The organism is Afipia sp. GW822-FHT04G07, assembly GCF_058800765.1.
The window spans coordinates 1,507,529-1,534,437 of record NZ_JBXAMP010000001.1 but is presented as its reverse complement, the minus strand read 5'-3'; the positions used below and the strand labels follow the sequence as shown (position 1 = coordinate 1,534,437).

At 58.0% G+C, this 26,909-nt stretch carries 23 protein-coding genes; 11 read left to right on the top strand and 12 right to left on the bottom strand.

The window, feature by feature from the left end; genetic code table 11:
• From AC1RKJ_RS07595 to AC1RKJ_RS07555, 9 genes are all read right to left on the bottom strand, one after another.
• Positions 1 to 1,056 (bottom strand): acyltransferase family protein, encoded by a 1,056-nt coding sequence (locus AC1RKJ_RS07595; protein ID WP_492790461.1) that lies wholly within the window; start codon positions 1,054 to 1,056, stop codon positions 1 to 3.
• Entirely contained in the window at positions 1,053 to 2,168 is a 1,116-nt protein-coding gene (locus AC1RKJ_RS07590; RefSeq protein WP_492790460.1) for an acyltransferase family protein, read from the bottom strand. The genes AC1RKJ_RS07595 and AC1RKJ_RS07590 overlap by 4 nt, the downstream gene beginning before the upstream one ends.
• A 48-nt stretch (positions 2,169 to 2,216) precedes the next feature.
• Positions 2,217 to 3,314, bottom strand: coding sequence for a glycosyltransferase (locus AC1RKJ_RS07585; protein WP_492790459.1), 1,098 nt, complete (start codon positions 3,312 to 3,314; stop codon positions 2,217 to 2,219).
• A 19-nt stretch (positions 3,315 to 3,333) separates the two neighbouring features.
• Positions 3,334 to 4,665, bottom strand: coding sequence for a VpsF family polysaccharide biosynthesis protein (locus AC1RKJ_RS07580; protein ID WP_492790458.1), 1,332 nt, complete (start codon positions 4,663 to 4,665; stop codon positions 3,334 to 3,336).
• An 83-nt stretch (positions 4,666 to 4,748) separates the two neighbouring features.
• A complete protein-coding gene (locus tag AC1RKJ_RS07575) occupies positions 4,749 to 7,061 on the bottom strand; it encodes a GumC family protein (protein WP_492790457.1) in 2,313 nt (770 codons plus the stop codon).
• Positions 7,042 to 8,481 carry an outer membrane beta-barrel protein gene (locus AC1RKJ_RS07570; protein ID WP_492790456.1) on the bottom strand — a complete coding sequence of 480 codons (1,440 nt, stop codon included), beginning with the start codon at positions 8,479 to 8,481 and terminating at the stop codon, positions 7,042 to 7,044. The genes AC1RKJ_RS07575 and AC1RKJ_RS07570 overlap by 20 nt, the downstream gene beginning before the upstream one ends.
• Before the next feature lie 316 nt (positions 8,482 to 8,797).
• Entirely contained in the window at positions 8,798 to 9,382 is a 585-nt protein-coding gene (locus tag AC1RKJ_RS07565; RefSeq protein ID WP_492790455.1) for a polysaccharide biosynthesis/export family protein, read from the bottom strand.
• Between the two features lie 204 nt (positions 9,383 to 9,586).
• Positions 9,587 to 10,297 carry a metallophosphoesterase family protein gene (locus AC1RKJ_RS07560; protein ID WP_492790454.1) on the bottom strand — a complete coding sequence of 237 codons (711 nt, stop codon included), beginning with the start codon at positions 10,295 to 10,297 and terminating at the stop codon, positions 9,587 to 9,589.
• Positions 10,298 to 10,417: 120 nt separating this feature from the next.
• The gene (locus tag AC1RKJ_RS07555; RefSeq protein ID WP_492790453.1) at positions 10,418 to 10,636 is read right to left on the bottom strand and encodes a hypothetical protein; all 219 of its coding nucleotides are present in this window, start codon (positions 10,634 to 10,636) and stop codon (positions 10,418 to 10,420) included.
• A gap of 499 nt (positions 10,637 to 11,135) precedes the next feature.
• Between AC1RKJ_RS07555 and AC1RKJ_RS07550 the strand changes: the two genes are divergently transcribed.
• The 11 genes from AC1RKJ_RS07550 to AC1RKJ_RS07500 all read left to right on the top strand — a co-directional run bounded on the left by AC1RKJ_RS07550 (position 11,136) and on the right by AC1RKJ_RS07500 (position 23,418).
• Positions 11,136 to 11,900: a sugar transferase gene (locus AC1RKJ_RS07550; protein WP_492790452.1), complete on the top strand. Its 765-nt coding sequence runs from the start codon at positions 11,136 to 11,138 to the stop codon at positions 11,898 to 11,900.
• 69 nt (positions 11,901 to 11,969) lie between these two features.
• Positions 11,970 to 13,403, top strand: a complete 1,434-nt coding sequence (locus tag AC1RKJ_RS07545; RefSeq protein WP_492790451.1) for a mannose-1-phosphate guanylyltransferase/mannose-6-phosphate isomerase — start codon at positions 11,970 to 11,972, stop codon at positions 13,401 to 13,403.
• A 61-nt stretch (positions 13,404 to 13,464) separates the two neighbouring features.
• Positions 13,465 to 14,256 carry an FkbM family methyltransferase gene (locus tag AC1RKJ_RS07540; RefSeq protein WP_492790450.1) on the top strand — a complete coding sequence of 264 codons (792 nt, stop codon included), beginning with the start codon at positions 13,465 to 13,467 and terminating at the stop codon, positions 14,254 to 14,256.
• 87 nt (positions 14,257 to 14,343) lie between these two features.
• Entirely contained in the window at positions 14,344 to 15,669 is a 1,326-nt protein-coding gene (locus tag AC1RKJ_RS07535; RefSeq protein WP_492790449.1) for a UDP-glucose dehydrogenase family protein, read from the top strand.
• A 316-nt stretch (positions 15,670 to 15,985) separates the two neighbouring features.
• Positions 15,986 to 16,765: a FadR/GntR family transcriptional regulator gene (locus AC1RKJ_RS07530; protein ID WP_492792673.1), complete on the top strand. Its 780-nt coding sequence runs from the start codon at positions 15,986 to 15,988 to the stop codon at positions 16,763 to 16,765.
• A 61-nt stretch (positions 16,766 to 16,826) separates the two neighbouring features.
• On the top strand, positions 16,827 to 17,660 hold the full coding sequence (locus AC1RKJ_RS07525) for an ABC transporter ATP-binding protein (protein WP_492790448.1): 834 nt from the start codon (positions 16,827 to 16,829) through the stop codon (positions 17,658 to 17,660).
• Positions 17,660 to 18,538, top strand: a complete 879-nt coding sequence (locus tag AC1RKJ_RS07520; RefSeq protein ID WP_492790447.1) for a branched-chain amino acid ABC transporter permease — start codon at positions 17,660 to 17,662, stop codon at positions 18,536 to 18,538. The genes AC1RKJ_RS07525 and AC1RKJ_RS07520 overlap by 1 nt, the downstream gene beginning before the upstream one ends.
• Positions 18,538 to 19,578 carry a branched-chain amino acid ABC transporter permease gene (locus tag AC1RKJ_RS07515; RefSeq protein WP_492790446.1) on the top strand — a complete coding sequence of 347 codons (1,041 nt, stop codon included), beginning with the start codon at positions 18,538 to 18,540 and terminating at the stop codon, positions 19,576 to 19,578. Before AC1RKJ_RS07520 ends, AC1RKJ_RS07515 begins: the two co-directional genes overlap by 1 nt.
• Positions 19,579 to 19,597: 19 nt before the next feature.
• Positions 19,598 to 20,776 carry an ABC transporter substrate-binding protein gene (locus AC1RKJ_RS07510; RefSeq protein ID WP_492790445.1) on the top strand — a complete coding sequence of 393 codons (1,179 nt, stop codon included), beginning with the start codon at positions 19,598 to 19,600 and terminating at the stop codon, positions 20,774 to 20,776.
• Positions 20,777 to 20,781: 5 nt separating this feature from the next.
• Positions 20,782 to 21,594, top strand: coding sequence for an ABC transporter ATP-binding protein (locus tag AC1RKJ_RS07505; RefSeq protein ID WP_492790444.1), 813 nt, complete (start codon positions 20,782 to 20,784; stop codon positions 21,592 to 21,594).
• Between the two features lie 21 nt (positions 21,595 to 21,615).
• Entirely contained in the window at positions 21,616 to 23,418 is a 1,803-nt protein-coding gene (locus AC1RKJ_RS07500; RefSeq protein ID WP_492790443.1) for an AMP-dependent synthetase/ligase, read from the top strand.
• A gap of 33 nt (positions 23,419 to 23,451) precedes the next feature.
• On the opposite strand, the gene AC1RKJ_RS07495 is transcribed toward AC1RKJ_RS07500, so the two are convergent.
• The 3 genes from AC1RKJ_RS07495 to AC1RKJ_RS07485 form a co-directional block, all read right to left on the bottom strand.
• The gene (locus AC1RKJ_RS07495) at positions 23,452 to 23,901 is read right to left on the bottom strand and encodes a RidA family protein (RefSeq protein WP_492790442.1); all 450 of its coding nucleotides are present in this window, start codon (positions 23,899 to 23,901) and stop codon (positions 23,452 to 23,454) included.
• Positions 23,902 to 23,984: 83 nt separating this feature from the next.
• On the bottom strand, positions 23,985 to 25,631 hold the full coding sequence (locus AC1RKJ_RS07490; protein WP_492792672.1) for a benzoate-CoA ligase family protein: 1,647 nt from the start codon (positions 25,629 to 25,631) through the stop codon (positions 23,985 to 23,987).
• 54 nt (positions 25,632 to 25,685) lie between these two features.
• On the bottom strand, positions 25,686 to 26,882 hold the full coding sequence (locus tag AC1RKJ_RS07485; protein ID WP_492790441.1) for an acyl-CoA dehydrogenase family protein: 1,197 nt from the start codon (positions 26,880 to 26,882) through the stop codon (positions 25,686 to 25,688).
• Positions 26,883 to 26,909: the final 27 nt, after the last annotated feature.

The window sequence follows — 26,909 nt, the reverse complement described above, 5'->3', positions numbered from 1 at the left end:
TCAGGCCCCCAGCCAACGCGAAAAATGGGAAGGAGCGATCCGCCGTACAGCCAGCAGGGCGCCGACACTGACGAGAGCAGTTACCGCATAGGTGGTTGCAAAGTCCGCGATGGGTCCGAAGGCGCGCAACGATGTGTGGTCGCGCAGCGCCATGACCGGGAAGATATGCCAGAGGTAAATGAAGTAGCTGCCTGACCCGATGGTTGCCAGCAACGGCAACCGCGGACGAAGAACCAGCAGCAGGATGCAGAGCAATGACGCATAACCGAAGAATGCAGTCGAATCGTAGTCGGCGGCGTCGCCGATACCGAATATCCTCACCGCTGCATATATTAAGTAAGCCGCCAAAGCCGACGCAGCCAAGATGAGGCGCATGTTACGAAGTTCCGGCCCGCTGGTGAATAGCCCCACAAGGGCGCCTAATGCCACAAAGGAAAACCAGAACGGAATATCACGCAGACGCACTTCCTGAACGATCGATTCTGAAATGCTGACGCGAGCCAGCAAGGGATCGATGTAACTCCCGGCAATGAGGCCGACCACGATCGAAAGCGAAAGGAGAACAGCAAGCCGTTGCCGGTCGTTGGAAGCGTTACGTTCAGCGATCAGAAAAATCAGCCACAAGCCGAGAGTGCAGCCGATATAGACGAAGACGTAGTAGTAGACAAAGACGTAGGCGAAAATGAATCTGGCAGCGGCCGTCGTGACGCGGTGATCCATCGCAGCATTATGCAAGGCCATGTAGATATAGGCCGCGACGAAGACAATGGCATACGGAATGAGCGCCGCCTTGACGCGCTTCCACAACGCAACCTTTCCCGAGAGCGCGGTCAAATAACCTGATGCGAACAGAAAAATCGGCACACAGGGGCGCAGCGCCGCATCGATCAATTTTTGCCAGGATGCATCGAGCGGCTGGGGAAGCGAGTGGATCGCGATCACCATGAGGATGGCGATACCACGCGTGGTGTCGATGACAGAGTCCCGGCCCACCGTTCGCGTGCGTGCGTCCTGGTTGGCTATCCAATGGTCGGAAGCGCGCGACACCATCGTCATCGCGTGTTCTCCGGCTGCGGGATGGCTGGCGCCGAAGCTCGTTGTGCGATGCGATGGTCGAACATCTCGTTTAGATATAGGCGCGAAGGCGTTTCAAAGAACTGGTATGACAGAGCGCTTGTGGCCGCGAGAACCGCGACGGCGACCGGCAGTAGAGCCAGCTTCCCGCCCGGCGTGCCGATGGGCAGATAACGCGCACCGAACGTCAATACGGCGGTGGCAACCGGAATGTGGAGCATATAGCAGGAGTAAGTGTAGACGGAGCTTCGATCGAAGCGCATCCGCGTCAGTAAGGTCGATGCGCCGAAAGTATCGCAATGGATCGCGAGAACGGCGATCGCATAGACTGCAATGAGAGCCGCCAATTCCGGCAGGAGCCACCCGAGCAGAATGAATGCCGTCAGGGCGCTCGTCAGAATGCCTGGAATTATGGGCCAGCGCGCGATCTGGTCGCGGAAGAGATAACATGCGACGCCGAGATTGAAACCGGGAAGCGCCCGGAATACGCCGCCTTTGTTGATCCATTCAGCCCATGGTGCGGTTCCGGTCGCCGCTGCATAGAAGCTGTTTGCGATCATCAGGATGACGACAAGCGCGAGGACAAGTTCCTTGCGACGGACAGCGAGAACGGCCGCAACGGGAAAGGCGAGATAGCAGAACATTTCCGCGGACAGCGACCAGCTCGGAAAGTTGAAGGTCAGCCGTTGACCGTCGAGAGCGTGAAGCAGGAAAAGCTGTGCTGGGATATCGGACAGAGGATAGCGCGCGAGATTTCCGTCATTTGCATAGCCGGTATAAATTGCGAGCGCGATAATCACATAGAACGCCAGCGTGGCCAGATGGAGCGGATAGATGCGCGCCAGCCGCCGCCAGAGAAATCGTCCGATCGATGGAAAGTCATCGACCTTGTCGAGGTACTGACTTGCAATCACAAAGCCGGAGATCACAAAGAACAGGTCTACGAACAAATTGAAATGCAGGGTATGCGCGAGCATAAAGCGCCCTGCAGGGACGTCCTTCACGTAATCCGCATAATGCAAGACAACGACGGCGCTGGCGGCGATGATCCGCAACGCATCCAGATGTCGCGTGTTGTGGCGTGGTTCCTGCAACGGTTCTTTCCTGGTAAATTGATTGCTTGTGCGAAAGATTGCTCTTGCCTACGGCGTGATGCCGCGGTCATCCCGATTGAACTGAACAAGTGCCGCTGGAACGGACGTGCGCCGCTGGGCGACTCGGGTGATCAGGTTGATGACGGCGTCGTGGTCCGAGGCGGCAAGAGCATTCCAGCGCGCCAGGTTTTTCGCCGCGCGCGTGGCGTGGAACGCTCGCCATTCCGGCGCTGAAATGGCGTCGGAAATTGACCTGACCGATGACGAAAGATCGGCGGAATCGATGAAGATTCCGGATTGACCCAGCACTTCGCGGAAAATCGCGGCATCAGGCGCCACGATTGGAAGGCCCGCATACTGCGCTTCGAGCAGCGGCAGGCCGAGGCCTTCTTCGTGGGATGTGCAAATGAATACGTCGGCATCCTGAAGGACCTGTCTGGCACGATCCGTCGATTGGTAGCCGTGCAGGATAACGCCCGGGCATGCTTCAAGCATACGCCAGTCTTCGCCCCAGCCTTCGCGGCCGACAATTTCCAGCGTCGCGTTTTCGAAACCACGCTCGCGTAGCGCGGCGAGAATTCGTGCAGCTGCGAAAAAATTCTTGCGCGGCTCGACGGTTCCAAGTGCGACGAGGCGAAGCGGGGACATCCTCCCGGAGGGATCGGAACGTTTGTCCGGGGACAGGTTGAACACGTTGCGCACCGGCGGGCGGTAAAGTGTGATCTCTGCATCCGATCTGCAGTACCTGGAGAGCTTGTGCCAGGTATCGACCGAATTCACGAGAAAGCGAGGATAATTCTTGACCGCTAACTCAAACGGCTTTGCCATATAGAGCTTGGCGCGCCAGTTGAGATCGGCCCGCCGTGACAACAGAAACATGTCGTGAATGTAGGGAATGACGCGCGCCGCGAACGGCCGCAGCAGCGGGCTGGGCGGAAAGCCAGGGCACAACAGGATGGAGGATGGATCCAGCAGCCGGGACGGGAGCCCGAACGTCTGCGTCGCTACCATGCGTCCGGCGCCCTGCACGGTCACTGGAACGACGTTGAGCGGCGCGAGAGTTTCCTGCGAGAACAACTCAAGCGTAATGCGTTCGAGGCCGGTAACATGACGTCCGAGATGGGTGTGGTCGACGTAAATGGTCATGTGAGTCCAATCTCGGCATTCATCCACGAAGTGGAATCGATCTTCCGGGAAAAGGCTGCGCCGCCGCGCGACGTGCTTCGTCTCGCGGCAACAGCAGCGTGATGATCATGATAAACTGCGCAAGCTGGATGTTTTTTGACGAGAAGCTGACCGAACTTGCCGCGATCACCAAAATCAGCAGAACGATCGCCCATGCGGCAGAGCTGGCGCGCTTCATGACTTCCACAAAGAAGCCGATCAGCCCGATCGTCAGCAGGGCGGTATGGATCACGCCGAACTGGACGATGCACGAAATCCAGAAGTTCTCGATGCCGTAGTTGAGCCCGAGCTGCGCCTGAAGTGCGTTTACGCGCACTGGATTCGGTCCCATGATCAACTCATGCCAATCGAAATGGGACAGCAGATCAAAGGTGGCAAAGCGTGCGAGCGCGCTGCCCTTATCCGACGAGAATCGCAACAGCATCTTGTCGAAGGTGCCAAGATCGAATGCAGCGAAAAGGCCGGCACCCGCGACAAAGAGCAGGCAGATGGTTCCTATCAGCGCCGGAAGCGATACTCGCTTGCCGCGCAAGATTAGAAATACTTCCGCGATAGCAAGCAAGCCCAGCACGATGAGCACTGTAACCAGCGCTGTCCGGCCGCCGAACGCCATCAACGATCCGAGACAGAACGTAACGAGTGCAATCCGAAGCACGACGGGTGGGCAAAGCGCGGGCCGCAAAACCAGCGCAAGGATGTAAGCGCTAACCAGCCCGGACGCGGTCAGCGGATGCCCAAGAAACGCCGAGGAGCGCCACTCACCGACCACGAGTACATTGCCAAGTGTGAGCGGAATGATCCGGTGACCGGAAAAATATTCATAGTATCCAAGGCATACGTTCAGGAGAATTGTAAGGTGAACGGCCCATACCAGCGGCTTTCTTTGCGCCGGAGTGAGCTGCCAGATGAGAAGGCACAGCACCACCGGCAGGAGGAAAGTGTCGATGATGACCGTGAATGGACGTTCCAACACGAACATCTGAACGAGAAGCAACAACCAGCACATCAAATAGACAATGACGAGCTTTGCTTCAGAAAACATCCGGTCGAGTTCGCCGACCGGATCGCTGTTGCGTATTAGCAGCAGGCCGAAGGCGAGAAGTGTAAGGTAGGCCGCGGGATGCAATTTCTCATAGAAGTTTCCACCGGCTGTTAAATAGTGGATATTCCAGTTCGTTAGCATCGCCGCGGACAGCGTGAATGTTGCGATCACTGCGAGCAGCAACAATCCCACGACTATGACGTCGATGAACGATGTACCTGCCACCGATGCACGGTCCGCGGCGAACGGCAACTGGCGAGCGTCCGCCATGGCAAGGCGCCCGCCGGGATATGGCGAAAGCGGCCCATTCACCGGGAATGCGCGTGGAGATCCGCTCATCGGCCCGCGCGCTCTCATTCCGCTGGCCTCGGGTTCAATCCCGCAGTGCCATAAGGTTTGAGATAGGCCGAGCTGCGATAGTAGTCGTAGAATCGAAGGCGGCTGAGGTCGACTCGCGTCAGCACGGTGCCGAGAATTCGGTCGTAGACGGGAGCTAGCAGGTTGATGGTATGCGTGAGAACGTCTTGAGGAGTCTGGTCCCACCCCACAGCGAGAACGATGCGATCGGCAAGTTCCGCCAACGCTCGCCCATCGACCAGCGGAACAAGCGGCGGCGAGTCGATGATGATCAGCTCGTAGCGCTGACGCAAATGATCCAGAATTTCGACGATCCGCTCGGAGAACATCAGCTCGGTGACGATGTCGACGTTCTTTACTGCGGGTGATGGCAGGATCGAGAGCCCGGAAGCGCGGTCGAGCAAGATGGCCTGTTCCAGCCGTGTCTGACCGGTCGCGACTTCGAGCAATCCGGCATCGGCATGAGGGCAAAGCGCTCGCGTCAGCTGCGGGTTGCGGAGGTCGCCGTCGATGAGAAGAGTCTTGATTCCGAGTGTCGCAAGCGACAGGGCGAGGTTCGCAGCAAGCGTCGTTTTCCCCTCGTTGTCGAGCGAGGATGTCACCAGTACAACCTTGACCGGCTGAATCCGCATTGTCCGCTGAAGGGCGAGGCGAACGGCGCGTACTGCCTCAGCAAAGAAGGTGCCGGGCTCGTCTAAGGCATATCGCATCAGAGGCGGTTGAAGCGGCGGCGGCAAAAGCCGTACGGTTTTTGGGTCATAACGACCGAGTTCGTTCCGGCCGCGTTTGGCCCGCGCGGCAAGCTCACGAGTGCCGATCAACGGAACGGCTGCGAGCGCCGGCACGCCCGAGATGGATTCCACTTGTTCAAGTGTCTTCATGCGACGATCGAGGTAGTCGGCCAGGAACGCGAAAACACTTCCGCCGCCGACGCCGAGCATGAGCGCAAGACCAAGAATGAGCATGGTCTTGGGCGACGATGGCCGGATCGGGATGCTCGCCCTCGTCACAACGCGGGAATCGGGCATCTCCAGGCTCTCTTGCGCCGACGTTTCCTTGTAGCGTGCGAGATAGGATTCATAGAGTGTGCGATTAGCCTCGGCCTCACGCTGCAGTTCGTGAAGGCGTACCTGCGCCTGACCGGACGAACTCGATACGTCCTGAACCTTATCAAGGCTTTCCTGCAAAGATGATTCACGGGAGCGTGCAACATCGTAGTCGTGTTGCGTACTGTCGAGAATGCGGCGGATTTCTTCATTGATCAGACGCTGGGTGTCACGCAGCTGCGCGCGTATGTTGGCGACGAGCGGATGGCGAGGGCCGTACTTGCTCGAAAGATCCGCTTCGTTCTTGGCGATGTCGGCATATTGCGTGCGCAACTTGGTGATCATATCCGACGTAATGGCGGCGTTGATCCCTCCGGGGTCGCTGCCCGATTTGGCGAGTTGCTGAACTTGATCATATTTGGCGCGCGCCTCGGCGGTTTGTACGCGCGCGGCAATGAGCTTGTTGTTGAGGTCCGTGATCTGCTGGTCGTTGACCGTCACGCCCTGCGACACCGCAAGATTGTTGGTGGCTCGAAAATCCTCCACGACTTGCTCGGACGTCACAACGCGCGACTTCAGCCCCTCGATCTGGCTATTGAGCCAGCTGGCAGCGATTTTCGTCGCGTCATACTTGGCGCGGACCTGTTCCTCGAAGTAGCTCTGGGCTATCTCGTTTGCGATCGCCGCGGCCTTTCGCGGCTCTTCCGAGTTAACGCTGATGTCGACAAGAAACGTGGTGCCTTGTCGCGTCACCTTCATCCGCTTCTGAAGGATCTCGACGGATCTTGCCTTTGCGGCATCCTCCGGACTTGCGCCCGCGGTGGGGCCGCTGCTGCTGAACAATCCCTTGAGCGGATCGAGAAAGCCGGGTTTCGGCATGAATTCCGGATCCGCGGTGAGCTTGAGCTTTTCCACAACGCGCTGGAGAATCGCTACCGACTGGATCAGAAGCGTTTGGCTTTCGATCGTTGCGTCGTCAGTACCAAAGTTGGAAAGCACAGTCTGGCTGGTATCGACGACATTGGCGCGGCGCGGATCGACTAGAACCGTCGATGTTGCAGTGTACAGCGTGCTGATCGCCATGATGTAGATCAGGGCAAGGACAGTCAGTGCGAGCGGCGCGGCCGCAACCAGCTTCCAGCGTCGTCGCAGAATGCGCGCCATCTCGCGCAAGTCGACCGTCGGCGGCGACCATTTTCCAACGGCCGGGCCCGCCGGCTCTTCCAGCTTTTGATAATCGTATTCAGAACTGCGCTGTAACATTTATTCCTACCTGATGTTTGTCGAAGCTGAAGGCGGGAATGTCGCTGTCGCGCTCGGTGTATCTGTGGAAGAAAGAAATGGCGCCGTATCGGTTGATCAAGTATTTAATCCGCGAATCCGCGGTAATGACCTTGTCCTTGCGCTGCTGTCCGACGAATCGATCGCTCTCATATCCGCCTGCCAATGAAAGGATGATGTTGCGGCGGAGTTCGTAGTCGAGGCCGAGTTGAAACGCGTTCGCCAGTACGCCAGTAGAACTGGTATCGGATGTCTCCGTGACGATCTGTTCCGCTTTGAAATGGACGTCGAGCAGGCGAGTGGGGCGCCATGTCAGCATCGCGCGATAGGATGGGCCTTCGATGGTTCCGATCGACAAGGCGTCGAATCGCTGCTGGGCATAGCCAGCGCCGAATTCACCACTGATGAGATTTGTGAATCCGACGGTAAAGCCGGACAGCGCGCGATAACCCTGTGAATCGAGCGTCTGACCGGGCGTGCCGCGAATGTTGCGTTGATTGCCTTCCACGCCCGCGAACCATCCCAGGACTGGTGAGAATGCGTAGTCCACACGGCTGTGAAGGGAATAAATCTGACCGTCGCGACTGTCCTGATTGATGATCGAACCGTCCTGCGCGCGCGTTTTGCCGTAGTCATAGGAATCGACGCGCATACCGGCCGAGGTCGTGAAGCGGTTGAATTCCTTGCGGACGGTCAGATCGCCCGAGAACAGATCGTAAGGTGTCGGCGAAATCGCGTTGACCGGCGAACTCAGCGTGCCGACGCCCTCATTCAGGTGAGCGATCTGAAAATTGGCGAGAACAGTGAGGTCGTGTGCGATGTCGAACCAGCCGTTGCCTTTCAGGCTGGCATTGGTCTGATTGAGGCTGGAGTTCTCATTATATGTCGTGGACTGCGCATCCAGCTTCAGATCCAGGCCGTGGCGCTCCCACAGGGTGTGCGCCCGCAACGATGGGGCGAACACGGCGGCGATATCCGAGCGCTTGGTGGTGTTGGAGGAGAAAACGTTGCTGTCGTAGAGCGCGCCGGACATCAGCGACGGATTGAACATCCAGGATCCGGCGCGTATCCCGACCGGCTCATATCCGGGCTGCTGTCTTCTTTTCACCGGCATATCCTCTGGTGGAATCTCGTCGCGCGTATCCCGGTCGGTCAGGTCGGGCAATGAGGACGGTTCAAAAACTCGCTGTGCGTTCCATGGAGGTGTCAGCAGCTCAGTCGTTGGCGGTATCACCTGCGCATTCGACGGTGACGCGAGGCCAAGCACGATCGCTGTCGCCGGCCACTGTACGTTTCTCAAGCGTGCAATTTTCGGTCCACAGCGATTTTGTCGTGTCCTCGAACGCGTAGTTCGCGAGCGCTCTTTGATTTTTCTCAACGCGGTCAACGCAAAAGCACTCATCACTCATCGGCCCTCGCGGGAAGCGCTCATGTCGGCTGAGAATTCCGAATACTCGATTGTTCGTCATCGCCCAGAAAGTCATCGCGCCTTCGCCCACAAAATCGTCAGTGTGGATTCGGTTCACGCAGTCAATCTCCCGGAGAATGATGTCTCGCGTTGCATCCGAAGTTGTGGCTCAACGCGCAGTTCCGGAGATTGTTCTGCATTGCAGAAAAAATTGCACCGCAAAGAGACGACACTATGACCAGATGAAATTCATCCGATGCCAATACGAACGTGGGCGCCTTGCTCGAATGTGGAGGAATAAAGATGAGCGCTAGAAGTATCGTTCCGATACCCGAATGTTGTCGCCCGGAAAAATAAGCACCGGCGCGTCGAGTGAGTAAATTTCTTCCACAGTGCTGCCGGACCGTCGCAAATGAATCTTGTTTTCATTGGCGCGATAAGTGAACCCGCCGGCGCTCGCAATGGCATCGAGCACGGTCATGCCAACGCGATAAGGATATTCTCCGCTCTTTTTGACTTCGCCGAGAATGTAGAAGGGGCGATAGAGGGCGATTTCCACATTGACGCGCGGATCGCGCACGATTCCTTTTGCTAGCGCCGACGTAATCGAGCGTTCGAGCTGCCCCGTCGTTAGCCCACTGGCGCGGAGGCGTCCTGCCAAGGGAACCGACACATAGCCGCTGGCATCGACTTCATATTCGCCAGCGACATCGGGTTCGCCATAAACCTTAACTCTCACCTTGTCGTTGGGTCCCAAAACGTAGGCGCCAGAAGCCGAAGGAGATGACTTATGTTTTTGCTGAGCGCGAGCTTCGCCGGAGAACCCCGCGATGCTGCAAGCGATGATGGCAAGAACGACAAAGAGTGTCGCGATACGAACCGATGATTGCGTCATGCCGTCCCCACTAAACGCATACAAATTACTGACATGCGCTCCGGCAGAGCCGGCCGCGCTCTGATGACGATTGCAATGAATGATAGTCGGTCAAACAAGGCAAAAAAATGTGAGACATTGTTCCAATCACTGTGCGGTGGTTCCATCGTCCGCTTCTGCGCAACGGAATTGCACAAGTGATTTGCAGGGAGATCGCCGTAATTCTCACAACACTAGGATCGTTGCGCCTTCAATCGCGACACAAGTCAAGGTTCCCGTCCGCCACGCGCCGGTGTCGATATTGATGCGATTTCTGCGGATATCCGGATGGTCCACCGGGGTGTGACCATGCACAATCACCTTGCCATGATCTGCCGTCGAATTCAGGAACTCATCGCGAATCCAGAACAGGTCTTCGGGGATCTGTTGCGCTATGGGAATGCCCGGCCGTATTCCCGCGTGAACGAACAGAAAATCTCCGCACATATAGCTGTTGTGGAGGCACTGGAGAAAAAGATCGTGTGTGCGTGGGAAGACCTGGCGCAAAGATTGCTGAAGTTCGGACGGTGACATCGCGGCAGCGCCGATGCCCATCGAAACGCCATAAGACGCAAGAGTTTGCAGCGCGCCCAGTTGAGCCCAGTGCCGGATGACGGCCGGATCGTCACGGAGAAATCTTTCGAGGATTGCTTCATGGTTGCCGCGCAGGCAAATCGCGCGCCGCTGAGCGATCCGGACGGCGAGTTGATCGATCACGCTCTTCGAATCGGGCCCGCGATCGATATAGTCGCCGAGATAGACTTCGAGCGCGTATTCGATAGGTCGTCGCTGAAGATCGTCCTCGATGTGAGCGATGGTTTCAGCAAGCAGATCGGCCCGGCCGTGAATGTCGCCGACGGCATAGATACGCGCATTGGCCGGCAGTGAGGCAGGCATCGTTCGCGGATTATCGGAGGAGACAGATCGTATCATGAGTGAGCTTCGCCACGGGAAAGTTCCACGGTCAATCGGCTGACCGCCGATAGATAGCGTGATGCTCTCCAGTGACGAAATTTTTCAGAAGAAAATCATCCTGATTACGAGAATGATGACGATCCAGGCAACGACATTGACCAGGATGAGTCGGTTCCTCAGCCGCCGATTGGAACCTGCGGCCGGTGCGAGCGAGGGAATGTTCGCGCGGTCGGCGATCATCGGCGACTCCGGCGAAGACACGCGCGGCGCAAACGAGTCATCGCCGCCCGTCGTATCGATCTTCTGCAGCCTGACAATCATTTTGCGGCTCGTTGCGAGCTAAAACACATCTATTCGAGGAGTCTACGGTGTCTCTTTTAGTTTTTAGTGAACGTGGTTGCTCAAAGTATCAGCGCGACTGCGCATTCCCGCATCAACTCAACAATGCGCTTGTTCGATACGAATATCGACTCTCATTTTGAACTTGCGCGCGATTGTGGTTGCGCATGGCAGCTTCAACAGAACCGCAGCGTAAGAATTCGGCATCTCGTCTTAACCGCTTCGTACCGCAGCAAATTCTCGCGTCGCACAAATGTGGCGTGCATCAAACCGTCATAACGTGCGCGAACTTTCCGTTTTCCCGCCCTATTTCGTACAAAACTTTAGGAAAACTTTAATCAACGAAGGTTGGTGCCTTCCTCATGCGATTTGAATTTCGCAAGTGCGAAACGTTGGATCGGAGATCGAGGCGCTGTGCTTCTTAATAAGCGCGTTGAATTCCATTCCAGCGTTTGCGGACGTTAAGCAGAGAGCGAGAGCAATGGCATCCACCGTCACAGCTCGTTTTATCCAGGATAACACATCGACGCAGTGGAGCGGTCCGCGGTTTATCTCCGTGCGTCCTGTCGAATACGCGAACAACAGTGCTTACCGTAAGCACAGCGCTTATCGACGGACGACCCGCGTCGCCCACAGTGAGCCGGCGTCTGCTTTCGGGAAGCGGATTTTCGACGCCACAGCCGCCGCGCTGGCGCTCCTGTTTTTTGGGCCGCTGTTCATCGCCATTGCAATCGCGATCAAGACGACGTCGCGCGGTCCGGTCTTCTTTCAGCAAAATCGCTACGGTTACCGCAACCGGCTCTTCAAGATTTACAAGTTCCGGTCCATGTACACGGACCTCGGCGATGCTGCAGGCATCACGCAGACAGTGCAAGGCGATCCCAGAATCACGCCGATCGGGCGCATTCTACGGAGCACCAGCCTCGACGAGATTCCCCAGTTGATCAATGTCATCAAGGGCGACATGTCTCTTGTTGGGCCGCGGCCTCATGTGCCCGGTATGCTCGCCGCGAACATGCTCTACGAGGACCTCGTCCCATATTACTTCCAGCGTCATAGCGCACGGCCGGGGATCACCGGTCTTGCGCAGGTGAGCGGCTGCAGGGGCAGCACTGTCGAACCCAGCCTCGCGATTGCGCGTATCGACCACGACCTTGATTACATCGAGAAGTGGTCGCTTCGGATGGATATCGCAATCATCGCGCGCACGGTTCGAAGGGAGTTTCTGTCAGGCAGCGGCAGTTAACGGGACCGCCGTTTCAAACCGAGCGTCTGACTTCGCGCAGACCATTTCACGCATAACTGGGGCAACGAGATGAAACAGCGACAACGCCGTATTACTCCTGTTTTGCTGTCGGGTGGGACCGGTTCCCGGCTGTGGCCGCTATCACGCGAGACCTATCCCAAACAGCTTCTCTCCCTTCTTGGCGAAAAAACGCTCCTGCAGCAAACTGCCCAACGCGTTGCCGATTCATCCATTTTCGGTGATGCGATCGTGGTCGCCAGCGCGGAGCATCGGTTCGCCATTGCTGAACAGTTGCGTGCGATCGGGGTTACCAATCCAACGATGGTTCTAGAGCCTTTCGGGCGAAATACTGCGCCCGCCGTTGCCATCGCTGCGCTCATCGCAAGCGATTCCGATCCCGACGCGATCATTCTTGCCATGCCGGTGGATCATTGGGTTCCTGACGCCAAGGCGTTCAGCGCCGCTGTCGAGGTCGGGATGACGGCCGCGATGGCGGGCAAGTTCGTGCTTTTCGGATTGCGCCCGACTGCTCCGACGACCGGCTTTGGCTATATTCGATTCGGTGATCAACTCGACGCCGCGCTAGGTGTCCACGATGTCGCGGGGTTCGTTGAAAAGCCTAATCTGGTCACCGCGGAGCGGCTTCTGGCCGCAAACGATCATCTCTGGAACAGCGGAATCTTCCTGCTGCCGGCCCGATTGCTCATCGAAGAGTTGGCACGGTTGGTGCCGGATGTGCTGGCGGCGTGCCGGGCGGCATTGGCCGATGCCACTCGCGATCTCGATTTTCTCCGCCTCGACGAGAACGCCTTCAAAGCCTGCCCCTCCATATCACTCGATTATGCGGTGATGGAGAAGACCGAACGGGCCGCCGTTATTCCAGCGGATTTCGACTGGAGCGACATCGGAAGCTGGTCGGCGCTGTGGAAAATGGGTGACAAGGATAATTCCGGCAATGTGGCGATCGGCGATGTCGTCATGGAAGACGCCAACGGGTGCTACGTCCGGGGCGAAGGACCGCTGGTTGCCGCGCTCGGCGTCGAAGATCTGATAATCACGGCAACTCCCGATGTCGTTCTTGTTGCCTCCAAGGATCGCGATCAGGACGTCGCCAAACTCGTGAGTCGGTTGAAAGCCAATGGTCACCGCTCGGCGACGCAAACCCAATCCGTCCATCGGCCATGGGGATACTATCAGTCGATCCATGCCGGCGATCGTTTTCAGGTCAAGCGCATCACCGTCAACCCTGGCGCCAAACTATCGCTGCAGAAACATTTCCATCGCGCTGAACACTGGGTTGTGGTGAACGGCACGGCGATCGTCACGCGCGACGACGAAGAGATTCTGCTCCGCGAGAACGAATCGGTGTTTGTACCGCTCGGTTGCATGCACCGGCTGGAGAATCCAGGGAAAGTGCCGCTCAACCTAATCGAAGTGCAGTCAGGCCCGTATCTCGGCGAGGACGACATCGTCCGCGTGGAAGACATCTATCATCGGGTTTGAACCGGGCGAACTCGTCCGGGATGCAGAACTCTTTCAAGACCTGAACAGAAAGGCGGCCATCATGAACGCCGTGAGACAAGCTAAGAACGTTCTCAAAGAAGCGTTCCCGTCACTCTGGTTGCGCTGGCACTTCATGCATCGTCCGAAATCCGCCGAAGTCGAGTTATCGTTTCTGGACAAGATCGTGCCAAATGATGCCGTCACCATCGACGTCGGCGCAAATTGCGGCCTCTATACGCGTGAACTGGCGCGGCTTTCAAAGCGCGTCCATGCGTTTGAGCCGTCGCACCAGATGGCCGACGTCCTCCGGCAAACTTCCGCGACCAATGTCGAGGTGCATGAAATCGCCTTGTCGGATCGGGAAGGCGAGGCGGATCTTCTGATTCCGCAGAGCGAGCAGGGAGCGGTGCATGGTCTTGCTTCTCTTGAGCCGCAATTGGCGGTTTCGGAGAAATCCTGCGTCGCGCATCACGTTCCGCTGGCGCGTCTCGACTCTCTTATCCAGGAGCAGGTGGCATTTGTGAAGATCGATGTCGAAGGACACGAACTGAGTGTCTTGAATGGCGCGGTCGGGATTCTGGAGCGAAGCCAGCCGATATTCCTCGTTGAGGCAGAAGACCGGCACCGCGCAGCTGCCACTGAATCTGTCTTCGAGTTTTTCCGGGACAAGGATTACCGCGGATTCTTTGTCGAGGACGGCGACATCGTCTCCGTCGATCAATTCGACACGGGGATTTTTCAGGACGCCGATTCGCTTCTGCCCGATGGCGGGCGCAAAGCCGGATGCGCTTACGTGAACAACTTTTTCTTCTTTCCGCCGCACAAGGACGGGAAAGCAATCCTGAGCGGTTAGAAAAAGCCACGCTCCGCTTGATCTCACAACTTGAAATGACATGCGCTGTAAGCGCCACAGGACCGTTTTGGTTAGACAGGATCGTCGATGCGAATTGCCATGATTGGAGCTGGATATGTCGGATTGGTGTCGGGGGCGTGCTTCGCGGATTTTGGACACCACGTGGTTTGCATCGACAAGGATATGGAGAAAGTCGCCGCGCTTGGCCGTGGTGAAATCCCGATCTATGAGCCCGGCCTTTCCGAACTTGTCGCGAGCAATGTCAAGCAGCGCCGTCTGACATTCTCGAGCGAGACAAAAGCAGCAGTGAGCGATGCCGAGGTCGTGTTTATCGCGGTCGGAACGCCCTCCCGCCGTGGCGATGGCCATGCCGACCTTTCCTATGTGTATGCAGCCGCCCGCGAAACTGCTGCCGCGCTTTCGGGATTCACGATTATCGTGACGAAATCGACCGTTCCGGTCGGCACAGGGGATGAGGTGGAGCGCATTATTCGCGACGAGAACCCCGATGCAGAATTCGCGATCGTCTCGAATCCCGAATTCCTGCGTGAAGGCGCCGCGATCCGCGATTTCAAGCACCCTGATCGAATTGTCATCGGCACCGATGACAAGCGTGCGCGAGACATCATGGCGGCGGTCTACCGCCCGCTTTATCTCAATACAGCGCCGATTGTGTATACCGACCGCCGCACGGCCGAATTGACGAAATACGCGGCGAATTCGTTTCTCGCGACCAAAATCGCCTTCATCAATGAGATCGCCGATCTTGCGGAAAAAATCGGGGCGAACGTGCAGGAAGTTGCGCGGGGAATTGGGCTGGATAATCGCATCGGCGCGAAGTTCTTGCACGCCGGGCCGGGATATGGTGGGTCGTGTTTTCCGAAGGATACGCTGGCGCTCATCAAGACCGGTCAGGACAATGAATCGCCGCTGCGCATTATAGAGACGGTCGTGGCCGTGAACGACCAGCGCAAACGCGCGATGGCGCGGAAGGTGGCAAATGCGTTCGGCGGCAACGGAAATCTGCGCGGAAAGACCGTCGCGGTGCTGGGTGTGACCTTCAAGCCGAATACCGATGACATGCGCGATGCGCCGTCGATCCCACTGATTACGGCCTTGCAGGACATGGGCGCGATCGTGCGCGCGTTCGATCCGGTGGGAATGGAGCAGGCCAGGAAGGTTTTGGAGAACGTGGATTTCTCCGACGATGCCTATGCCTGCGCGAAAGGCGCCCACGCGCTTGTCATCGTCACCGAGTGGGAGCAGTTCCGCGCAATCGACCTCAAGAAAATGGCGACGATCATGGCGACTCCCGTCATCATCGATCTTCGCAATATCTACTCGCCGGAAGAAGTCTCGCGAAACGGGTTTTTGTATTGCGGGGTCGGGCGACCGCAGCCCGTGGCTTACTGATATTCGCAGGCTTATCGAGGTACGGCATCGAGGACTACCTCGAAATCAAATACCTCTGCATGGGCGGCATTTGAACGGTCGGGATTGACCGACTACCAACTAGATCCGGGTGCGTCGGCCATCGCTAGAGCGATTGGCTGGCGTTTCATTTTCTACGCCCTCATTGGATGGTTGAGTTTGTCCGACAAATGAACAGAGCCAAAGGATCTTGGTTTATCTTCTGCGGTGCAGCACAAAAACCTTTATTTACTTGGATTGACGGCACTCTAACCCCGCCCTAGCATTTGTCCGACAAACGACAAAGGCTGTTGTGACGATCGCCTCCGCACCCAGCTTCAAACGCATCGAAGTCGCGCCGGCCTATCAAAGGGTGGCGGATGCGATCGAGCGCGAAATCGTCAACGGGCGTATCAAGCCTGGTGATCCGATCGGCACCGAATCCGAATTGGTTCAGCAATTCGGGGTCAATCGCTCGACCGTACGCGAGGGCATTCGGGTTCTGGAAGAAGGCGGGCTGATCCGGCGGGATTCAAGCCGGCGGCTCTTTGCCTGCATGCCGCGTTACAACAAACTGGCAAGCCGCTTGAGCCGGGCGCTCGTCCTGCACGAAGTCACGTTTCGCGAATTGTATGAAACCGCAATTATTCTTGAAATCGCCGCCATCGAATATGCGGTCGATCACGCCACGGACGACGACATCGGCGAGATTGCCGCCAACATCGAGAAGACCGAGCAGGCAGTTACCAATCCCGCCTTGTTCGCGGAACTGGATGCCGATTTTCATGTTCTGATCGCAAAAGCATCGCACAACCGGGTATTGCAACTCGCGCGCGAACCGGCTGGCCTGCTGTTCTTTCCTACCACCGAGATGGTTGTGCGCGATGTCGCCGAAGGGATGCCGCGTCTGATCGCCGCACATCATCATTTGCTTGATGCGATCCGCAAGCGCGACAAGGAAGCCGGTAAGGTCTGGATGCGGCGGCATGTCGAGGACTGGCGCCGCGGTTTCGAACGAGCGGGCAACTCGCTCGATCGGCCGGTCGAGCGAATGTACATGGAACACGCATTGGTGACGCAAAAGCGATTGGGCGCGTGAGTTTGTAGAATACGGCCGAAAGAGCGCGAAAAGCGCCGGGAGGGTCAAGGGGGAGTGTCAATTGTCGGATTTTACGAAGCCTGGCTCGGCCAGCTTGAACGTCAACGGTTTGTCGCTCGCATTCGGCGGCCTGAAGGCGTTGACGAATGTGTCGTTCTCAGTGGCACCAGGGTCGATCACGGCGGTGATCGGACCCAACGGCGCGGGCAAAACCTCGCTGTTCAATTGCATCTCCGGATTTTACCGGCCATCCACCGGGGCCATTGAGTTTGCCGGCGAAGACATCAGCAGGCTGCATCCTCCGGCGCGCGCGAAGATAGGTCTGGCGCGCACGTTCCAGAATATTGCGCTGTTCCGCGGCATGACCGTGCTCGACAACATCAAGCTCGGCCGCCACGCACACATGCAAACCAATGTGTTCGATGCGCTCTGGTATTTCGGGCGCGCGAAGCGCGAGGAACTTGAACTGCGTTCCGAGATCGAGCGGCGGGTGCTGGATTTCCTCGAGATGGAGCATATCCGCGACCAGCCGGTCGCTTCGCTGTCCTACGGTTTGCGAAAGCGCGTCGAACTCGCGCGTGCCCTCGCCATGCGGCCCCGCATTCTCATGCTCGACGAACCCGTCGCGGGCATGAACCGCGAAGAGACCGAAGATATGGCGCGCTTCATTCTCGACGTGAAAGAGGAGTGGGGGGTCACCATTCTCATGGTCGAGCATGACATGGGCCTCGTGATGGATATTTCCGACCATGTCGTTGTACTGAATTTCGGTCAGGTGATCGCGGCAGGAAAGCCGGCCGAAATCCAGAACAATCCGGATGTCATCGCTGCGTATCTCGGGTCGGGTGACGTCGGAGACCTGTCGCGGCGCATCGCAGGCGAAAAGGCGGCGTGATGGATTGGCTGTTCCTCTTCGAGATCGTGCTGTCGGGCCTTGGATCTGGCGCGTTGCTGGCGCTGACCGGCATCGCCTTCGTGCTGATCTACAAGGCGACCCGGGTTCTCAATCTTGCCGTCGGCGAAATGCTGATGCTCTGCGCCTACTTCTTCTTCGGATTGACGACCGCCCTTGCGCTTCCGGTGTGGCTGGCGATCATTCTGACGATCATCGGCGGGGGAATTCTGGGTGGCGTAATCGAGCGCCTGTTGATCCGGCCGATGCTGGGTGAAAGCTCGATTTCAGTGTTCATGGTGACGGTCGGCCTCGGCTCTGTGCTGATTGGCTTTGTCGAATTCGTCTGGGGCAGCGATCCCGCAACGCTGCCGAATTTTCTGCCCACGAAGCCGATCTTTATCGGAGATGCCTATGTTTCACCGAAGATTGCGGTGGGTTTCGTGGTCGCGTCGGTCTTGATCGCGGTGTTCCTGGTGATCTTCCGGACTTGGCGGGGCGGCGTCGCGCTTCGTGCCACGGCGACCGATCAGGGCGCTGCGTTCTCGTGCGGGATCAACGTCCCGGCGGTGTTTTCGATTTCGTGGATTGTTGCGGGCATGGCGGCTGCCGGTGCTGGCATTCTCATCGGCTCGATTGGCGGTATCTCGCCCACCATGGGCGTGTTCGGGCTGTCGGTGCTGGTCGCGGTGATCGTCGGCGGCCTCGATTCCATTGCCGGCGCACTGGTGGCAGGTCTCGCCATCGGTGTCGTCGAAGCGCTGGTCGGCACTTATATCGGCGGAGAATTCAAGCTGCTTGTGACGTTCGTCATCCTCGTCGTCGCCCTGATGATCCGGCCTTACGGATTGTTCGGCACTGTTGAAATCGAGCGACTCTGATGCGTATCGGCGCCACTCACGAAACTTACGCTCAGGCAGAATCGCTGCTGGATACGAACTTCCAGCGCGTGATGCTGGTCGCACTGTTTGCCGCGCTGGTGTTGTTCCCGTTCTTTGCCGATCAGTACTGGATCTACCTTACCTGCCTTGTTGCCATCCATATTGTCAGCACCACGGGGCTCAATATCCTCACCGGCTACACCGGCCTGGTCAGTCTGGGACAGGCCGCCTTCATGTCGGTCGGAGCCTATACCGTTGCGATTCTCGAAATCCGTGTCGGCACGCCGTTCATTATCAATCTGATCGCTGCCGGATTTGTCTCTGCGGGCGCCGGAATGGTTGTCGGAATTCCAAGCCTGCGGGTGAAGGGACTTTACCTTGCGATTGCGACCATCGCAGCGTCCTTCATCCTGCATTTTCTGTTTGCCAACGGGCCTTCGATCTTGGGTGGCACGCAGGGGCTGAGTATGCCTCCAGCGCGGATATTCGGGTACGATCTTGCGCGGCCGTTCGAACTGTACTGGTTGTTCATGCCGCTGACTGTGCTGTCGGTGGTTGCCGCAGCCAACCTTTTCCGCACGCGGATCGGTCGGGCCTTCATCGCGATTCGGGATCGGGATATTTCGGCGGAAGTGCTGGGTATTCCGTTGCTGAAGTACAAGCTGCTCAGCTTCGCTCTATCATCGTTCTATGCCGGCGTGGCTGGCGGAATGTGGGCATATTTCTTTCGTGTCGTGACGCCGGAAAGTTTTCCGCTGATCTATTCGGTTTTCTTCCTCGCAGCCGTCATCGTCGGCGGAATGGGCACGATCCTCGGCGCCATTCTGGGCGCGATCTTCATGACCATGGTGCCGGAGTTTCTCAAGATTGTTGTTGGCTACATGACGTTCATTCCGAATGCGGTGGCGCAGCTGTCGCCGATCCGGACAATTGTTTTCGGTGCCCTCATCATCGGCTTTTTGCTGTTCGAGCCGCAGGGTCTTGCCGAAATATGGCGTCGGACGCGACGCTTCTTTCATTTATGGCCGTTCAAAAAGTGACATCAAAGGGAGAGAAAAAATGAAATTGCTTCCATCGCGCCGCAAGGTGCTGTCCTTCGCAGCCGCCGGCTGCCTCGCATTGGGGCTGCAAAGCCCGGTTCGTGCGGCCGACGATATCGTCATCGGCGCGTCGATGCCGATGACTGGCGTGTTCGCTTTCGCGGGCATCGCGCTCAACAACGCGTTTCAGGATTACGTGAAGATCGTGAACGACGCGGGCGGCATCAATGGCCGCAAGATCAAGTACGTGGCCGAAGACACCGGCTACAAGGTCGACAACTCGGTGGCGGTTTTCAACCGCATCACCAGTCAGGAGAAGGTCAGCCTTTATTATGGCGACTCCACAGCTTTCTCCAAGACCATCAATCCAGAGCTTAACCGCCGTGGCGACATCATGCTGGCCGGCGCGTCCTTCGCGACCGAGCTGAACGATCCGAAGAATTTCTCCAATCAGTTCATCGCCGGTCCGGACTATTCGGAGATGATCGGCATCCTGCTGGAATACATCGCGAAGACGAAGCCCGGCGCCAAAATCGCGCTGGTCAACTCGGATACCGAATTCGGACGCGATCCGATCGTGCCGACTGAAAAGCGGGCGGCGGAATTGGGTTTGAAGATCGTGGAGAAGATCGCCACGCCGCCGACCAGTGTCGACGTGTCGACCGAAGTGCTCAAGTTGCGCCGTGCCGACCCGGATTACACGATCTTCCACGGCTATATTCTTGCGCCGCTGCCCGAGTTCATGACGCAGGCCAAGCAACTCGGCCTCAAGACCAAGTTCATGGGCACGTTCTGGTCGATGGACAACGCCATTTGGGCGAAGTCAGCCGAGGTGGCCGATGGTTTCATGGGCGTGATGCCGTATCGCTACTATTACGACACGGAAGGCAAATCACCGATGCTGGAGAAAATCCGGCAGATCCGGCCGGAGTATCAGTCAACCGGGTACATGCAGGGCTTCCTTACGGCGATGCTGATGACCGAGGCCGCCAAGCGCACGCTCGATGCAAAGAAGGAGTTGACCGCGGCCAACATGAAGGCCTCGCTGAACTCGATCAAGGACTTCGACACGGGGGGTCTGATCGGCGTGCCGATTTCGATTCCGGGCAACACCGTTCCGGTCGGGCGCGTCTATCAGTATGACGGCGCGAAGAAGACGATGCTTCCCGTCTCCGACTGGATCAAGATCGCGAAGTAGCAGCCATGGCCGTGGAAGCACTTTTGTCCGTGAACAATATCGAGGTCGTCTATAACAAGACGGTCCAGGTGCTCCGCGGCCTTTCGCTGAAAGTCGACAAGGGTGCGGTGGTCGCCTTGCTGGGCTCCAATGGAGCCGGCAAGTCGACCACGCTGAAGGCGATTTCCAATCTGCTTGAGCTTGAAGACGGCAAGGTCACGACGGGTGAAATCCTGTTTAAGGGCGATGCCGTCTCAAACCACGCGCCGCACAAGCTGGTGCGGAACGGCTTGTTTCACGTCATGGAAGGCCGCCGGATATTCGAAGACCTGACGGTCGAGGAAAATCTCACCGCGGCAACCTATGCCATGTCGGGCCGTTCCGGCACCAAGACGCCGTTTGAATTGGTTTATACTTATTTTCCTCGCCTGTACGAGCGGCGCAGCGGGCGGGCAGGGTATCTGTCGGGCGGCGAACAGCAGATGTTGGCTATCGGACGGGCTTTGATCGCCCAGCCGGAACTGATGCTGCTGGATGAGCCATCGCTCGGCCTGTCGCCGATGCTGGTGGAGGAGATATTCACGATCATCGCGCGCATCAATCGCGAGCAGGGCGTTTCGATGCTTCTGGTCGAACAGAATGCCGCTGTCGCTTTCGCGGTCTCTAGCTATGGCTACATCATGGAGTCTGGAAAGATTGTCACCGACGGGCCGACGGAGCAATTGCTGCGCGATCAGGACGTCCGGGAATTCTATCTCGGCGTCGGCGCAGCGAATGCCGAGGCCAAAGGCTTCCGTGGCATCAAGCATTACAAGCGCCGCAAGCGCTGGCTGTCTTAACGATGGGACTGTGAGGCCAGCATGACTGAAAAATTCGCTGAATTGACCTTGCCGCAAGTTCTGCGCGACAACGCGCGGCAGCATCCGGACCGTGTGGCGATCCGGCAGAAGAAATTCGGAATCTGGAATCCATACACATGGAAGGCCTATTACGATCGCGCCCGGCGCGTCGGCCTCGGCTTTCGCGCGCTTGGCCTGACGGCGGGCGGTCACATCGCTATCCTGTCCGAGAACCGGATCGAGTGGGTGCTGGCCCAGCTTGGAGCGAACGTCGTGGACGCTGTTGTCGTCGGCGTTTATCCGACGAGTCCGTCGAACGAAGTCGGGTATGTGCTTGCGCATTCCGAGTCCGAGATTGTGGTCTGCGAGGATCAGGAACAAGTCGACAAGGTGCTGGAGCGCCGGGACGAGTTGACGAGGCTGCGCCGTATCGTGGTGCTCGAAACGAAGGGACTGCGGGACTATTCGGCCGATCAGGTCATTTCGTTCGATGCGCTGGAGGCACTGGGCGCAGAGTACGAGGGCAGGCACCCTAGGCTGGTCGACGATGTTCTGGACCGCCAGACTCTCTCGCAGATCGGTTTGCTGATTTACACGTCAGGTTCGACGGGCAAGCCAAAAGGCGCGATGTTGAGCTACAAGAACATCCGCGCGCAGGCCATCGCGGTGGTCGATCGGCTCGCGCTCGATCAATCGACCAGTCTGCTGTCATATTTGCCGCTCTGTCATGTCGCGGAACAGTTCACGACGGTGATGGTCCCGCTTTATCTCGGGTCTCTGGTCAATTTCGGCGAATCGATCCGCACCGTGCAGGAAGACCTGCGCGAGGTTGCGCCGAGCATGTTTCTCGGAGTTCCGCGCATCTGGGAAAAGCTGCACTCATCGATTCACGTCAAGTTGCTCGAGGCTGGCCGCGTTCGCCGCGTGCTGTTCGAGCGTGCCTACGCGGCATGTGAACCGTTTGCGGTGAAGAGCGCTGCGCAGCGCACCGTTGTCGAGCGGGCTACTTACAGCGTTTGCTATCTGCTCGTGTTCCGCGCGTTGCAGAACTTCATCGGGCTGCGAAGAACGAAGATCGCCATGACCGGCGCCGCACCGATATCGCCATCAATTGTTCATTTCTTCCGGACCATCGGTGTGCCATTGATCGAGGTCTATGGCCTGACGGAAAGTTCAGGCATGGCGCTGGCGCAAGTTCTGGCTGACAAACGTGTCGGCACAGTCGGGATCGGCATCGATCGCATGGAGACGAAACTCGGCGATTCAAATGAGCTTCTCATTCGCGGCGATACGGTGTTCGCCGGTTATTACCGCAACGAAGAGGCGACGAAGGCAGTTATCCGAGACGGCTGGTTGCATACCGGCGACGTTGCCGAATTGACCGATGGCCATTTTCGGATTGTGGACCGGCTCAAGGACATCATGATTACCGCGGGCGGCAAGAATCTCAGCCCGTCCGAAATCGAGAATACCGTGAAGTCGAGCCCGTTCATCAAGGAATGCATTGTGATCGGGGAGGCCCGGAAATATGTCTCAGCCTTGATTCAGATCGATCTCGAACTCGCCGGGAAATGGGCTGAGCAGAGAGGCATTGCCTACACGAACTTCAAGAATCTCGTTGAAAACGAGAGCTTGCGCGAGCTGATTCAGTCCGAGATCGACGCATCGAACGCACAACTCGCGCAAGTTTCGCAGATTCGGCGCTTCTACCTGCTGACCAAAGAGCTTGATCATGACGATGACGAAGTCACCGCCACGATGAAGGTGCGCCGCGCCAACGTGCAGAAGAAATACCAGGCGGAAATCGAGAGCCTTTATCATTAAGACGATTTAGCCGGACGACCGATCTCATCCGGCTCATATCTTGCCGGCAGGTGAGGAGCGCGGAACGATCGCGGTCGCCTCAATCTCGACGCGCGCGGACTTTTCAACGAGGCGGACCACCTGGACCAGCGCCATGGTCGGATAGTGCGAGCCGAAAACCTCGCGGTACGCCCGGCCAATCGCCTTCAAGTTGGACAGGTATTCCTCCATATCGACAACGTACCAGGTCAGGCGAACGAGGTTTTCGGCACGCGCTCCTCCCTCGGTCAGGATGGCGAGGATATTTTCCAGCGTCTGCTTCACTTGGTGCACAAAATCATCGGAGAAAACACCGGCCACATCCCATCCCACGACGCCGCCGGTCAGGACCATTCGTCCTTCGGCTGCCATGCCGTTGGCGTATCCGGCAGGGCGCGGCCAGCCGCCGGGTTGCAGCACTTGCGGAAGATCCGGGTTAGATTCAGCCTGCGCCGACGCCGCCACGCTCGTTCCCTTTGATACACTCACCACACTGTCTCCCTGTCGATGTTGATGGCGCTCTGGATTGTTCGCGCCACCGCAATTACTTACTCAGCCGCCGACCTTGCGCGTGTCGCGCTCGCCTGCGCGGCCTCACGCAATGCAAACCGCTTTAATTTTCCGCTCGCGGTTTTCGGCAATTCAGCGACGAACTCGATTGCACGCGGATACTTGAAAGGCGCGATCTCGCGTTTGACGTGATCCTGCAACGCAGTGACCAATGCGGCGTCGGCCTGTACCCCGGACTTCAGTACCACATAGGCTTTTACGATTGCGCCACGCTCATCGTCGGGAGCGCCAACGACGCCGCATTCCAGGACCGCATCGTGGGTCATCAGCGCGGCCTCGACATCCGGCCCTGCGATGTTGTATCCGGCCGACACGATCATGTCGTCGGAGCGCGACTGGTACCAGAAGTAGCCATCGCGATCCATTACATAGGTGTCGCCGGTCAGATTCCAGCCGTTCAGAATGTATTTGCGTTGCCGTTCATCGCCAAAATAGCGGCATCCCGTCGGACCGCGAACGGCGAGGCGACCCGCAGCGCCGGGCGCCAACTCATGGCCCTGTTCGTCGACAACCTTCGCTTCATAGCCGGGAACGGGTTTTCCAGTCGCGCCGGGCCGGATGTCTTCTTCGGTGGCGCTGATAAAGATATGCAGCATCTCTGTAGAGCCGATGCCGTCGATCAGCTTGATGCCTGTCGCCTTGAGCCATGCGTCGAACGTGCCTTTGGACAAGGTCTCACCCGCAGAAACGCATTTGCGCAGCGACGTCAGATCGTGTGTTCCAAGCATCGTCAGCATGGCCCGATAAGCGGTCGGCGCGGTGAAGCAGACGGTCGCCTTGAATTGTTCGATGGCGACTGCGAGGTTTTCGGGAGTGGGTTTTTCGAGGAGAATAAACGACGCGCCGATGTGCATCGGAAACAACACGCCGCCGAACCCGAACGTAAAGGCCAGCGGCGCGGATCCGATGAAACGGTCGTCGCGCCGCGCGCGCAGGATATTTCCTGCGAAACCGTCGCACACGGCCAGCATGTCGCGATGAAAATGCATGGTGCCTTTGGGATCGCCCGTCGTGCCGGATGTGAAGGCGATCAAGCAAAGGTCATCGGCCGCGGTATCGACGGCCTTGAAGTCAGGGCTGGCGTCGGCAATCAGGGCTTCGAGTGAATCCGGTCCGCTGGCTCCCCAGTAGACGACTTGTCTGAGTTCGGTGGCGAGGGCCTTCGCCTTCTCCATCTCGTCAGCGAGGCTGTGGTCGCACAGCGCGAGCGAGATTTTGGTCTTCTGGATTGGGTGAACGATTTCCTTGGCGCGCAGCAGCGGCATGGTAGCGACCGCAATGCCGCCCGCTTTCATGACGGCCAGATAGGCCGCCACCATCATGGGATTGTTGGCGGAGCGCAGCAGCACCCGTCCGCCCGTAACCAGTCCAAGCCGGTCGACCAGAACGTTGGCGATGCGATTCACCAGCGCCTGAAGTTCGCCGTAGGTGTAGGTTTTCTCGCCGGTGAAAATGCAAGGATCGCCGCCGTGTCCCTCATCGACCCAGCGGTCGAGAAAATTGAACACGCAGTTCAATCGTTCGGGATACTGGAATTCGGGTCGCGTGAAGATCAGGTCAGGCCAGAGTTCTTTTGGCGGCAGATTGTCACGCGCAAACGTATCGATATGAGCCGTCTTTGCCATCATGCGTCCTTTCATCGGCACCGGCACACTGGCTGTCGCCACTCATTCGCACTGCTATTCCGCAGCGTGTTGAGCGCTCGCTGTGTATGCTGTTTTCATCAGTTCCCGGCCAATGATCACCTTCTGCACTTCCGTCGCTCCCTCGTAGATTCGCAACGCGCGGATTTCCCGATAGAGCTCTTCGACCTTGCTTCCTTTCTTGACTCCCAGGCCTCCGAAGATCTGCACGGCGCGGTCGATCGTCGCCTGTGCTGCTTCGGTTGCGAACATCTTCGCCATGGCGGCTTCGCGGGTGATTTTCTGTGCGCCCTGATCTCGCATCCACGCGGCGCGATAGACCAGAAGGGCGGCCGCATCCATTCCGGTCGCCATGTCGGCCAGCCCGGCCTGGGTCAATTGAAGATCGCCGAGTTTCCCGCCAAACATCTTGCGCGTTGCGGCGCGATCGATCGCTTCGTCGAGCGCCCGCCGTCCAAGTCCGAGCGCGGCCGCCCCGACGGTGGATCTGAACACGTCAAGAGTGCCCATGGCGACCTTGAAGCCTTCGCCTGAAAGGCCAATCCGGCGGGTGAGGGGAACGCGGCAATCTTCAAACCGCAGCGTCGCCAGCGGATGCGGCGCGATCACATCGATACGTTCCGCGATGGTCAGGCCGGGCGTATTGGCATCGACCACGAACGCGCTGACCCCTCGCGCGCCGTCCGCTTCGCCGGTTCGCACGAACACCACGTAATAGTCGGCGATGCCGCCGTTGGAGATCCATGTCTTGAGGCCGTTGATCCGCACATGATCCGCACCATCCGGTACCGCTGTCGTGGTCATTGCGGCAACGTCGGAGCCGGCGTCCGGCTCCGACAGTGCGAAGGCCGCGATGGCTTCGCCTTTCGCGACGCGCGGCAGATAGGCTTTCTTTAACTCGTCCGAACCGAACAGCGTGATGGGCGCGGAGCCGAGGCCCTGCATGGCGAAGGAGAAATCCGCCAGGCCACATTCATAGCCGAGCGTTTCCCGGACAAGACAAAGAGTGCGGACATCGAATGCCTGCGAAAGACCGCCATAGCTTGCCGGCACCACGGTGCGGAGCCATCCGGCTTCACCCATAGCGCGAACCAGCTTCCGGCAGGAGCCGTCGACATCGTCGTGATTGACAAGTCCGCCGAGTGTGGCCGCTGCCCAGCGTGACAGATTTGTCGCGAGTTTGCGGTGCGGTTCTCCGAAGAACGGCCAGGACAGGAATGATTTATCGGCCATCGCTTTATCCGCCGGATTAAGGATTGG